Source organism: Methanosarcina sp. DH2 (genome assembly GCF_020804225.1).
Taxonomy (GTDB): Archaea; Halobacteriota; Methanosarcinia; order Methanosarcinales; family Methanosarcinaceae; genus Methanosarcina.
Map to the genome: position 1 here is coordinate 1 of NZ_WJBI01000002.1, position 13,667 is coordinate 13,667.

Sequence of the window (13,667 nt, forward strand, 5' to 3'; positions counted from 1 at the left end):
CATCAAATTCAGTTAGTTCATTTCGCGATAGATGTGAAAACACCTATCACCCAGAATTAACCGAACCGACAAATCCTCGTCAGACAGAAAACAACTTCTGTCTCCATTAAAAGATGAAAGAGATCTTTGAAATTCAACCCACACAATTGCTTTGTGTGAGGGAATCATACAAGGTATTTCTTGTATATAAACCTTTTTATTGTCCTCCCACATAATTGTTCTGTGTGAGGGAATCATACAAGGTATTTCTTGTATATAAGCTTTTTCCCACCTCGCAGTTTTTCAAGGCAGATTTAGCGCAAAACGAAATTTTGCTTAAATCTACAGAGATACTGCAGCTCCAATCATTAAAGATCGGAAGCAGGCGAGCCTCGCACAATTGACGTGTGAGGGATACATACAAGACATGTCTTGTATATAAAGCTTTTGTCTAGCAATTTACCTGCATACTGATTTTATTGCAAAAGTAATTTTGCCATAAATCAACAAGCTTATTGCCACCTGATCTCTCCTGATCAGGGAATCTTCTAAATGCAGTACTGTTATAAATACTTTTTGGCAGCTTTTGTCGTGCGGTCAGTTTAAGATGATTCGGAGTGATCCTGAAGATGAAAAGCGAAAAATGAGTAGCATACAGATAGCATGCAAGAAATGTAGATGCGCAGCATGACTTCTTCCGATATAGTTCGATACGAGTACTACTGTATGCACATCGACGGTATACAAGAAATTAATGTGTTTGGAGAGAAATCCAGCCCCATAAATAGAAAAAAACAGGATACGCAATGGAAGTGAAAGTACTTGTTTTCAGTCTGAGAACCTTAAACTTGCTCAGTGGGTTTTATATATATAGAACACAATTAAATTAAGGGGAGTTAGGAGTCCCTTTAAGAAATTGGGAAGATTCTGGGAATTTATACCTGATTAGATCAAGGTTAGTTGCTTCTATCTAAAAATGGGGAATTAGTGGACATCTAAACCTATTTCAGGTCTTTTTAGGAACTTTTAGTTTTAACCCGGCTTTTGCCCCTGCAAATAAACAGGGATTATTTGCTCCTCAAATGCTAAAATGGAGGTTAGATATTTGATAGACGTAGATCCCAGTGGTATTCTGGTTCGTTACAACGTTAAAATGGAAAAGGAAATGACACCGGAAGATGCTGCAGAAGAGCTTTATCCAAAAGACTCGACAATATACCCGGTTGCAAAAGCCATCTTCGAGGGAGAAGAAGATGACGTTATTGAAGGGCTGAAGAAAGCTATCGAGTCCGGAAAAGACCCTATTTCTCTTATCAATGATTCTTTGATGGTAGGAATGGGTGTTGTTTCCAAGCTTTACGATGACGGAGTTATTTTCCTGCCCAACGTTATGATGTCTGCTGACGCCATGCTGGAAGGTATCGAATTCCTTAAGCAAAAAGCTGGAAAATCGCCTGAAGTCAAAGGAAAAATTGTCTGCCACGTTGCAGAGGGCGATGTCCACGACATTGGCAAGAACATTGTGGTTGCACTGCTAAGAGCAAACGGGTATGATATAATAGATCTTGGAAGAGATGTTCCTGTCGATGAAGTCATAGCTGCCGTCGAAAAGGAGAGCCCCCTGATGCTGACAGGTACAGCTCTCATGACCACGACCATGTATGCCTTTAAGGAGATCAACGACAAGTTAATGGAGAAAGGCTACAGGATTCCCTTTGCATGCGGAGGTGGTGCTGTGAACCAGGACTTCGTGTCGCAGTATGAGCTCGGTGTATATGGTGAAGAAGCGTCTGATGCCCCGAAAATGGCTGACTTCGTTAAGGCAAATGGGGACAATATTGTAAAGCTGAGGGAGAAATTCCATAAACACTGAGGAGGTGGAGTAGATGGCAGTAAACAGATTCACTAAAATGGCTTATTCTACAGCAGATGAGATGGTCTTCGGAAGAGCTGTCAAACCCGTCAAAACAGGACTCGGGCTTGAGATTGGTGCCGGATACACAACTCCTGAAGTGAACTATGCTCCAAGGCCCGAAGCAGGTGCATCCAAGGAGAAGCTGATTAAAGAGTACGAGAGGATCACCACCGATATCATGGCAAGGATGGTCCAGATAGGAGCCCCTTCAGTTGTACTCGAAACTGAACACGTTCAGCAGATGTCCAATAACCCTTCCTGGGGAGCAGAAGTTGCACACGCCCAGAAAGCCATCATGGAAGACTACCATGACGAACACGGCATAAAGTGCGCACTCCGTCACACCATAGGAGATATCCGTGAGAGCAGAGACTACCTCCAGCTCAGAGGAGACAAATACAACACCTTTATAGAAGCATTCGAACAGTGTGCTCAGAACGGTGCTGATATGCTTTCAGTAGAGAGCATGGGCGGTAAGGAGGTCTTTGACTACGCAATTCTCAGGAACGATATGCCCGGTGTACTTTTCGGCATTGGTGTTCTCGGAAGCATGGACATGGAAATGATCTGGTCCGATATTGCAAACATTGCAAAGAAGAATAAGGTAGTTGCAGCCGGTGACACGGACTGTGCCCAGGCAAATACAGCAATGTTCATTGCAGGCGGTCTGCTTGACAAGAACCTTGCCCACACTATTGCAATTATTGCAAGGGCAATCTCTGCAGCAAGAACTCTCGTTGCATATGAAGCAGGTGCAACAGGTCCCGGAAAGGACTGCGGATATGAAAACACAATTGTCAAATCCGTATCAGGTGTTCCGATTGCTCAGGAAGGTAAGACCTCAACCTGTGCTCACTCTGACCTTATGGGCAACCTGACCATGCAGTGCTGTGACCTCTGGTCCAACGAGTCCGTTGAATACCACGGTGAATTCGGTGGTACCACAGTTCAGTGCTGGTCCGAAACCCTTGCATACGACTGTGCTCTGATGAACGTGGCTCTTAATTCGGGTAATGAAAAGATCCTGAGAGATCTGTTCGCAGCTTCTGATATGTACAGAGACGCCCAGGGTTACGTACTCGCATATCAGAATGCTTACAGAGTAGGAGAGGCAATTGCCAGGGACGGAAATGATATTTACCTCCGTGCCAGGAACGCAGCAATAGAGAGCATTAAAATCGTAGAAGAAGGAGCAGGGGGCAAACTCGAACTTTCCAGGTTCGAAACCAAAGCTCTTGCAGATGCAAAGGCTGCTTTTGAAGCCCTCACTGACGACAGTGACAAGTTCATGAGCGACAACCTGGACAAATATAAGAAGGAAGTCAAAGTCTTCCTGCCGGAGAATTACGGCCTCTAACCAAGGTTGTTCTCCTTTTCCTTTTTCTTTGGCATGAAAGTACATGAGGATATCTTCCTCACGTACTCTCTCTGTCTTCTTTTCCCATAATTGCGAATATTCCACTAATTATTTTGATCCGTTCATCAACCGAAAATATTTCAGTTTCAACAATCTTTCTCTTTTGAACTTCTCCCTTTTCATACCCTGTCTCATCTTCATACATCTCATCACTTGTGATAAGATGCCATATTATCGTTGCAATTTTCCTTGCCAGGGCAATAATCGCCTTTGCATATCCAATTGACTTCTTTTTTCTGTTAAAAAACTCTTTTAACCTGCTATTCTTCTTTCTTGATGCTGCTTGAGCAATCTGTGTCAGAATCCACCTTGCTACTTTTGATCCTCTCTTTGTGATTCTTCCATTATGGTATTTATCTGCAGATTGATACACATTTGGAACTATCCCAAGCCATGAAGCAAGTTTATCCCCTGAAGAAAAGTCTTTGAAGTTTCCTATCTCAGCAATTAGAGTTGCCGCACTCAGTTCTCCAATCCCAGGAACTGACATTAAAATTTCCATTTCATGTTTATGATTTCTATAAGCGTAATTGAAAATTTCTCTTTCCAGAATTTCGATTTCTTCATCCAGATGTTTTATAATGTTCAGGCACATCTGAAGCCTTATTGCAGCACTCTGAGATATTTCTCTGTTCAGAATCTCTCTTATCTGACCAGCTTTCTTCCGAACATTTGGAGAAAGTGATTCTATAATCTGATCAATATTTTTTCCTGAAGAAATTCCTGATAGAATTGCTCTTCCATTTTTTCCGAAAATGTCTGTTAGCACATCACCTAGATGTAACATTTCAGAAGAAAGAATAGCATGAGCTTCATTTTTTATATCTGTCCTTTTTCTTACAAGAGTTAACCTGAGCCTGACATACGACCTGAATTCCCTGTGCTTTTTAGGAAAAACTCTTGACGGTTGAATCATTTTATTCAATGCAAGTTGTGCAATGACTTCCGAATCTATCTTATCGGTCTTTTTATGTGTAAATGCTTTCATATCTCGCGCATTTCCAACTATAACAGGCAAATGATCTATCAATGACTCATAAATCGGAACCCAGAAGTCACTTGTTGATTCACAGGCAACAACATCACATTCTTCTGATGTCACCCAATTTTTAAGGTTTAAAATTCCATCATCATCTCTATCAAAACGTTGTAGCTGTTTTTCACCGGATCTGCTGAGAATAGTAACAATGACAAAATGTTTGTGAATGTCTAAACCACAAGCTTTGTTTATTTCTCCTTCCAATTTACATTACTCCATCATTTCAAGGACAGTGGAATTGCCTCAAAGGCAATTTGGCATCCGTGATCAAAGTCACATCTGGGCCTTCGATGGCAATTCGCTGATTAGTTTTTTGACGGTTTCACAGAACCAAAGAAAAGACAACCTTACTGTCCTAAGGTAATGATGGAGTTAATAAACAAAAAAGTTAGGTATAAAAGGACTTTCATCTTTTTGGGCATGTTATTCGAAGAATATCATGTGCGTTTTTTCAGAAAAAGTTTTTAATAAATGTCTCAGGAGAACTTCCGGATATCTCTTTTCGAATATTTTTTTCTTTGGATAATTTTTTCTTTGGATAGTTTTTTCTTTAGATATTTTTTACTTTGGATGTTTTTTTATTTAGATACTCTTCAGGATACTTTTCCTGCATTTTGAACTTTTACTGAAGATTTTAACTGCTAGTTGCTCCCCATTTATTCTGAAAAATTTTTACCTGCACTGCACTGGACTGAAGCCAGCTCACACCAGCTAAGAAAAAAACACAACGGAACCGCACTGCTGTTAAGAAAAACCAGATCCCAGGAAAAAGTACACCATAGAGATTGAAAAATACTTCCCCTTACCCCGGAAAGTGTTTCAGTCTACTGATAATAGGATGTTCACACCGGCTTACATGGCGGCCGATTGAAAAAAAGAAAAAACCACTGAAGACTTGAAGACCCGGTACAATGAATAAGGCTTTACTGGTAGGAGAGATTTGTTATTCGGTCTCTCAAAAATCACCGCTATAACAAATGTTAGTCCTCTTGAGCGAGTGAAATGGACCACGAAATCCCGAGGCACAATTCGGGAAAGTTAAAAAATAAAATTAAAAAAAATAGGGTTTTTATTTCAACTAATCAAGAGTAATATTCGTCTCTTGCTTCTACCATAGCTTTAATATGAGAAACCGGGGTCATTGGTGCAATTCCACAGCCCGGAGCAAGCACGTCAACGCCGTCAGCGATAGCCTGTTTGGCTTCTGATTTTATTTTGTCAACCGGGCCTGGAAGCAGAGTGAAGGGGCTTGAAATATTTCCTACGAGCCTTGCTCTTTCCCCGAGTATTTCTTTGGCCTTCTTTATACTGCCAATCTTTTCTTCAACGCTCAGACCTTCGAAGCCGCAGTCTGCCATATAGTTGAGGATAGGGTTCACATTACCGCAGATGTGCAGGACTGTAACCGAATCCACATTTGAAGAGAAATTCTGCAATCTGGGTTGAAGCACATTTTTGAAAGAGTCCGGGCTCATAAGGTCAGGAGATGCTACTGGGTCTGCAATGGAAATAACATCTGCCCCTGCAAGAACCATGGAATTTGCATACGCTATTGTGGCTTCGGTTGCAAAGTCCAGTACCTGTTCAAAAAGCTCGGGTTTTTTCAGAGACCATTTCATAAAAGACTTGACACTCGAAAGATCCGAGGCAAGGGTGACCGGTCCTTCCATTCCTCCGATAATAGGCACATCCGGTCCCACTCTTTCTCTAATGATTTTAATCGCATCAAGTACAGCCTGGATCCTGCCCATGTCAATCAAGTTTTCGGGCATTTTCATGCCTTCAAGGTCTTTGGGGTACGGATGAGCAGTAACAGAAGGCTGTCTGTTCTTCGTACCCATATTAACTTCGCAGCCCATGGCTTCGGCAAGCACGGTCAGGCAGTAAGGAACCCTTACAGCTTCGAGACCGCTACGTTCATAGTTTGCAATCGCCAGTTTTGCCATCTGTTCAGGGTCAGAGTGAGCTTCCGGCCAGGGAGCTCCCACTTCGTCCATTAACTCCACAATTCCGGTTTGGGTTACGGAACAAACAGGTACTTTGTCAACTTGCTTACCTTCCAATGCGTTTAAAAGTCTTTCCTTAAGTGTTATGTCGCTCATGGTTAGTCTCCCCATTGAAATAATTAAGAGGTTTATTCCTCGCTATATAAGCCATGGTCAAGAAATATGTTTAAGAAATATTTCGGCTCGATTTGTTTTAGCCACTTGTTTATTTTAACTACTACTGGCTTATTTTATGTGCAACTTCTTATTTTATCGATATATACTTTTGACCCTTCAGATTTTTTAATCTTTCAGATCAACTTCTTAACAGGATCGCCTCGGTAACCCCCAGAGGCATATAAGAGTTTTTAGAACTTTTTAAGCGGGCAATTACGCCTGCAGGTCACCGAAATCCCCGCTTTCGGATTGACTAGTATAATCTATGTTTTATGCTATATCATTGTTTGGGCACACACAAATCAAAAAGCTATGACTTTTGAGAAAAAAACTATCTAATGTGTAGATAAAAGAGCCGAGTACAGGAACCGCATACAAAAGTAAAAGTTGAATAAGTCGAGTACAGGAGTCAAGTATGAAAGTAAGTCCGGATAGAATAAAGATATCCGAAGGGGATATCGTAAAAATGAAAGTGGATGCGATTGTCAATGCTGCAAATAATACACTTCTCGGAGGCGGAGGAGTAGATGGAGCCATCCACAGGGTTGCAGGCTCCATGCTGCTGGAAGAGTGTAGAACCCTTAACGGCGGCCTAACAGGAGAAGCAAAAATTACATCAGGATATCTTCTGCCTGCAAAGTATGTTATACATGCAGTCGGCCCTGTATGGCATGGAGGCAGAACAGGAGAGGATGAACTTCTGGCTTCCTGCTACTGGAATAGCCTTGAACTTGCCAGGAGATACAATATAAAAAGAATTGCCTTTCCAGCCATAAGCACAGGAGCATACGGTTTTCCTTCCGAAAGGGCAGCCGGGATTGCAGTTTCTCAGGTAAGAGAATTTCTTCAGAATAATAAGCTACCTGAAACTGTTTTCCTCGTTTGCTATAATAAAGACAGCTGCAAAAGCATTAAAAAAGCCCTTGAGGGAAATCTTTAAAAAATAATTTATCTTTAGAATATCTTTTTATATATTCTTTTATAATGTAAACTCTCTTCAAAGAGATAGCTTAAATACCTGGTAAACAATGCTCAAAGCAATTTGGAAAGTTTTCCCCCACTCACATTTATGGGAGATTCTTTATATAGTATGTTAGAAAAATAGGTTCTAAATAAAAATTATAATGATAACAAACATGATAGCAATTCCAGATATCCAATAATAGCCCGCCCGAAAAACGAAAGCCGGGCTTAAAAAGACAGATAAAAACATAAAAATATATAATGTAATGCAAGTTTATCAGCAAACATTTATCAGTAAATACTTATCGGTAGCACATATAGGTAACACTTATCACAGGTTTATCAATGTATATTCACTGGCGCAGTTTATTGATATACATTCTCTTGAAAAAAGATACGCACTAAAAGGAAAGTAGTAATATAATACTCAGATGAGCTGCAGGATCTATTGCAAAAAAGGGAATCGGAGGAATTATTATCGTTCACGATGAAGCCTTTCACAGAGGCCTTGACCTGGTTAAACGCAAAAGGTACGAAAAAGCCATTAACACATTCAATAAAATTCTGGATAAAGACCCAACTCATAAGGGAGCCCTTTTCAACAGGGGACTTGCTCTCCTTGAAACTGAAAACCCCCGGGAAGCCCTCAACTCATTTAATGAAGTCCTGCAGCTTGAACCTGGGAACTCCGATGCCCTCTATAGAAAAGGAACCTGTTTTGCAATTCTGGGTGAATTTGAAGAAGCCCTTGAAGCCTACGAAAGTGCACTTGAAATTTCTCCTGATATCTCTGAAACCTGGTATATGAGAGGCCTTGCTTTTGCCGAAGTAGAAAGAACTGAAGCTTCAATCCTTTGCTTTGAGAAAGCTATTGAACTTAAGCCAGATTATGTAGCCGCCTGGTGTGCAATGGGGACAGTAGCCGGAAAGGTGAACAGATATGAAGAAGCACTGGAGAATTTCGGACGTGCACTTGAAATTAGCCCTAAAGATTCGGAAGCCTGCTACGCAAAAGGCCTGATCCTTGCAAAGCTTGAGAAATATGAGAAAGCCCTCGAATGCTTTGATCACCTTATCCGGGAGAACCCAAAAAATACCAGTGCCCTTGAGCAGAAATGTCTTGCCCTTGCAAAGCTAGGGAAAAAAGAAGAAGCTCTGGAATCTCTTGATGATTTTTTAAAGAAGTTTCCTGCAAATGAAGCTTCACTCTATCATAAAAGTATTCTTTTAAGCGAACTTTCAAGATATGAGGACGCAGAAAAAACCCTTTCAAAAGTATTGAAGCTTAACCCCGGGCACAGGGAAGCCTGGTTCAGGAAAGGTTTTGCTCTCATACAGCTGCTCAGGCTTAACGAAGCCATTGAGGCTTTTGAAGAAGCTATCCGGCTCGACCCTGCTTATTTTGAAGCCTGGAATTATAAGTGCTTTGCACTTATGAAACTTGAGGTATACGAAGAAGCCCTAGAAGCCTTTGATACCGTACTTAAAGCCTATCCTGATATGAAGGAAATCTGGTATAACAGGGCACTTGCTCTTTTGAAACTGCAGAATTTTACGGAAGCTATCCGGTCCTTTACCCGTGTTACGGAGCTTGACCCGACAAATACGGATGCATGGTTTCAACAGGGACGCCTGCTTGCCAGAACAGGTAAGTATGAAAAAGCCCTCGAAGCCCTTGAAAAGCTACTTGAATATGATCCTGATTTTACCGAAGCTCAGAAATTCAGGGGCACTGTGCTTGCAGGGCTCGGACGTTTTGAAGAAGCCCTTGAACCCCTTACGAAAAGCCTGGAGAAGGAACCTGAAAACCATAACATGTGGCTTCAAAAAGGGCTCATTCTCCTGGATATCGGAAAATTCGAGCCTGCCCTTAAAGCTTTTGAAAATGCAGCATGCCTGAAGCCTGAAGATGAAATCTGCTGGATGAACAAGGGTTTTGCCCTCTATTCTCTGGAGCGTTATGAAGAAGCCCTTGAAGCTTTTAAAGAAGGCTTGCAGCTGAATCCTTATCTTGAGAAGGGCTGGAACAAGAAAGGGATAGTGCTCGGAAAGCTTGGAAAAACCGAAGAAGCGCTTGAGGCTTTCGAAGAAGCAATAAAACTCAGACCTGACTTTGAGGACGCCTGGAAAAATAAGGGACTTTTGCTTTTTGCCTCGGAAGAGTATGAGAAAGCCGAGAAAGCTTTTGCCGAAGTCCTTAAAACAAACCCTGAAGATATCGATTCTATTTATAACAAAGGCATATCCCTTCTCAGACTGGGAAGAAAAGAAGTTGCCCTGGAATACCTTGAAAAAGTCGTTTCCCTCAGTCCCGATTATCCAGATCTTGCATACAGCCTTGGAGTTGCACTGACGGAACTTGGTAAACAGGAAAAAGCCCTGGAAACCTTTGAAAAACTTGCTGCAAAAAACCCGGACGATGTAGAAATCCAGTGCAGAAAAGGAAAGCTTGCAATGGAGCTCGAGAAACATGAAACTGCCCTGCAGGCGTTCGAAAAGGTATTGCTTGAAAAACCCGAATCAAAAAAAGCCTGGTATAATAAAGGGCTTGTCCTCCTGAAGCTGGAACGCTTTGAGGAAGCTGTAAAAGCCTTTGAAGAAGTAACTATAAGGAACGCTACAAAGGACTCAGGTTATGAGGACGCCGGAACTCTCAAGGGTTTTTCTCAAATGAAGCTCGGAAAATGTATCCCTGCCCTGGAAACCTTTGAAAGTGTACTTGAAAAAAGACCTGACTCCGGCATGACCTGGTACTACAGCGGCCTAACTCTGTATAGACTACACAGGCATGAAGAGGCAGCCCGGGCTTTTGAATCGGCTATCCGCCTTAATCCGGCGGAGCTGTATGATGCCATTGAATACAGGGCAATCTGTCTCTTTGAAACCAGGCAGTACGAAGCAGCTCTTAAGGCCTTTGAGACTGTGCTGGAAAGAGACCCGGAAAACCTTTCAGCCCTGCACAAAAGAGCAATTTGTTTCCTTGAACTCAAGAAGCATAAGGAAGCAGTTGAAGCTCTCTCAAACCTGCTTGAACTTGACCCGGCCAGGGAAGAGACCATGTTTAAGCTCGAAGAGGCGAAGTTCAAGCTCGGGATTGAGCATTTCGAGCTCGGCCAGTATAATGAGGCTCTTGCCCTTTTTGAAGAAATAAATGAGAAAGAAAAGAATGAGAATGAAAATAAAGAAAGAAATGAGAGCGAAGAATTAAGCGAAAACGAAGAAGATAATGAAGGAACAGTAGGGAACCTTCAGAAGACCTATTCTCAGAAAGGCTATTCTCAGAAAGATTATTCTCAGAAAGATTATTCTCAGAAAGATTATCCTGTGCGTTACTGGAAAGGGCTTGTGTTTATCAGGCAGGAAGCTTACGAAAAGGCACTTGAAGTCTTTTCAAGGTTAATTGAGCAGGATCCGAAGTTTGCGGAAGGTTGGTACTTCGTCGGGCTGTCCTGTTCAAAACTCGGGAGACAGGAAGAAGCTTACACGGCTCTCAAAAAAGTTCTTGAAATCGACCCTGCATTCCAGAACGCACAAGACGCATATTATCGGCTGGGTATTTCCTGCTCTGAACTCGAGAAGTATGAAGATGCCCTGAAAGCTTTTGAGGCAGCCCTTAAGACAGCTCCCGGCCCGGAAAAAATCCGGGATATTGCCGGCACGGATGTTATTTACACGGATGTTATCTACACAGATGTTATCTACACGGATATTATCTATAGAAAGAGCCTTGCTCTGCTCAGGCTTGGAAGATACGAAGAAGCCACACCCGGCTTTAAGGAAGTTCTTGCCAGAGACCCGGCAAATGATGAAGCCCTTGCACACATGAGCACTGCCTGTTTTAAGCAGGGATATTATAAAGAGGCTCTTGAGATTTTTGAGAAGGTGCTCAGTCAGACTCCGGGAAGAAAGACCATTCTTTTCAGAAAAGGGCTTGCTTTAAAAGCCCTTGGAAAAATCCAGGACGCACTGGCTGCCTTTGACCTTATCCTAAAACTGAAACCTGACTGCACATACGCCCTCGACCAGAAAGGATATACCCTTTTCGAACTCGGAAAATATGAAGAAGCTGCTGAAGCCTTTAAAGCAGCGCTGGAATACTCTCCGGAAAAAGCAGGTATGCAATATCTAAGAGCTCTTTCCCTTTTCAGGTCTGGTAATTTCAAAGAAGCCGTGCAGGGATTTGAAGAAGCCCTTGCCCTCGGGTGCCAGAAGCCTGACATCCCCTGTTATACAGGGTTTTCCTGCTTTGAAATAGGAGATTATGAAAGGGCTGTAGAAGCCTTTGACATTGTCCTCAGAGTAGGAGTGCAGGACCCCGAAATCCTGCAAAAAAGAGCTCTTTCCCTTTTCGAACTTGGGAGGTTAGAAGAAGCTGTATCTGCGGTAAATTCCCTTCTTGCCCTTCCTGAACTCTCCGTAGAAAATGTAATCGAAGGAGATACAGGAGAGAAAATCGAAAAAAGCACGGGAGAAACTCCTCAGGTATGTCAGGAGCTCCTTGAGAAGTTTGCGTCCGCCCTGATAGAACTTGGAAAGTCTGAAGAAGCCCTGCTGCCGCTTGAGAAACTTGCAGGAGACGGATCGGCTTCAGAAGAGGTTCTTTACAACAGAGGGACGGTACTTCTGGAACTTGGAAAGCAGGAGGAAGCCTGCGATGTTTTTTCAGAGCTACTTAAGGTTTATCCGAACTGCAGGAAAGCATGGTATGGGAAAGGGCTTGTGCTATTCTCACAGGAGAATTACGAAGAAGCCCTTGAAGCCTTCGAATATGCCGTACTGGAAAGCCAGGAAGAAGGGCCGAAAATAAATGATCTGGAATCGGAAGACGCCTGGACTAAAATAGGGCTTTCCCAGCTCAAAACCGAAAGGTATGAAGATGCCTTTGAGACCTTTGAAAAAGTCCTTGAGAAAAAGCCGATGGCTGCTGACGTGTGGTACTTAAGCGGGCTTGTCATGAGAGGGCTTGACCAGAACGAGGATGCAGTGGAGGCTTTTGAGAAGGCCCTGGAACTCAACCCTTCCCTTACAGCTGCCCAGGAGCAGAAAGGGCTTTCCCTCCTTGCACTTTGCAGGTGCGAAGAAGCCCGAAACGCCTTCAGTTCAGCTCTTATCCAGAACCCTGAAAATGCAGATATCCTTTACAGCCGTGCAATAGCCAGTTTCAAGCTCCTTAACTTCGAAGAAGCTGCAAAGGACCTGGAAAAAGTGATCCTCTTTACCCCTGATTTTCCGAACTACACCGAAGCTTGCTACAGGCTCGGTATTGCTAGCATAGAACTTCAGGACTATGAAAGAGCTCTTCAGGCCCTCGACCTGGTCCTTGAACATGAGCCTACGCACAGGGAAGCACTCTACAATATGGCTCTTGTGCTCTTCAACATGGAAGAGTACGAAGAAGCTGCAGGGACCTTTGAGCTGCTTCTCGAAGCATCCCCGGAAGACCCTGAAAGCCTTAACTACCTCGGCCTCTGTCACCTGGAACTTGACAACCCGAAAGAAGCCCTTCAGGCCTTCGAAAAAGCTTCCCTTTTCAACCCGAAAAACGAAGAAGCCCTTTACAATGCAGCCACGACCCTCATCAAGTTAAATAGGGCTCAGGAGTCCCTCGGTTACTTTGATCGCATCCTTGAACTCTCCCCTGAGAACTTCGATGCCATGAACTATAAAGGAATTGCCTTCTGCATGCTTGAGCAGTTCAGGGAAGCTCTCAGGTCTTTTGACGGCGTGCTTGAAAAGGATCCCGATAACATCAAGGCAGTCTATAACGTGGGTGTGGTCTGCTTCAAACAGAAACTTTACGAGACCGCAGCCAGGGCTTTTAAAGAAGCCCTTGCTATTAACCCCTGGCACGAGCAGTCCCTCAGATACCTGGGCATCTCTCTTGCAAAAATCGGAGAATATGAAGAAGCCCTGAAAGCCTTCGAAAAACTGTTAAGGATAGACCCTCAGGACGTCCAGTCCATGAACTACAGGGGAGTTATCCTCGGAAAGATGGAAAGGTACAGTGAAGCAATAAGGGCTTTTGATGAAATTCTGCGCGTTTACCCGGATATGGCGGATGCGAGGAAAAAACTTGAGGTATTAAAGTCCCTTGAGAACGAGGAAAGATCCTATTAAATCTCAAGAACGAAGAAAGATTTTATTAAGCCTCACTAAGAGAGGATTCCTTCTGAGAAGGGATCTTTTCCAATC

At 42.9% G+C, this 13,667-nt stretch carries 6 protein-coding genes; 4 read left to right on the forward strand and 2 right to left on the reverse strand.

The features are described 5' to 3' along the window. Nucleotides 1-1,084 precede the first annotated feature (1,084 nt). Both mtaC and mtaB read left to right on the forward strand, forming a co-directional pair. Complete coding sequence (gene mtaC / locus FXV91_RS03970; RefSeq protein ID WP_229388615.1) at nucleotides 1,085-1,852, forward strand: methanol--corrinoid protein MtaC; 768 nt, start codon at nucleotides 1,085-1,087, stop codon at nucleotides 1,850-1,852. Nucleotides 1,853-1,865: 13 nt separating this feature from the next. After that, a complete protein-coding gene (gene mtaB, locus FXV91_RS03975; protein ID WP_229388616.1) occupies nucleotides 1,866-3,251 on the forward strand; it encodes a methanol--corrinoid protein co-methyltransferase MtaB in 1,386 nt (461 codons plus the stop codon). Between the two features lie 58 nt (nucleotides 3,252-3,309). Here mtaB and FXV91_RS03980 read toward each other — a convergent pair whose 3' ends face one another. Continuing rightward, complete coding sequence (locus FXV91_RS03980; RefSeq protein WP_229388618.1) at nucleotides 3,310-4,554, reverse strand: IS110 family transposase; 1,245 nt, start codon at nucleotides 4,552-4,554, stop codon at nucleotides 3,310-3,312. Nucleotides 4,555-5,432: 878 nt separating this feature from the next. After that, entirely contained in the window at nucleotides 5,433-6,452 is a 1,020-nt protein-coding gene (gene mtaA, locus FXV91_RS03985) for a methylcobamide:CoM methyltransferase MtaA (RefSeq protein WP_229388620.1), read from the reverse strand. Between the two features lie 475 nt (nucleotides 6,453-6,927). Here mtaA and FXV91_RS03990 point away from each other — a divergent pair, with 475 nt between their 5' ends. Both FXV91_RS03990 and FXV91_RS03995 read left to right on the forward strand, forming a co-directional pair. Beyond that, entirely contained in the window at nucleotides 6,928-7,452 is a 525-nt protein-coding gene (locus FXV91_RS03990) for an O-acetyl-ADP-ribose deacetylase (protein WP_229388622.1), read from the forward strand. 536 nt (nucleotides 7,453-7,988) lie between these two features. Continuing rightward, nucleotides 7,989-13,592 carry a tetratricopeptide repeat protein gene (locus FXV91_RS03995; protein WP_229389738.1) on the forward strand — a complete coding sequence of 1,868 codons (5,604 nt, stop codon included), beginning with the start codon at nucleotides 7,989-7,991 and terminating at the stop codon, nucleotides 13,590-13,592. Nucleotides 13,593-13,667 lie beyond the last annotated feature (75 nt).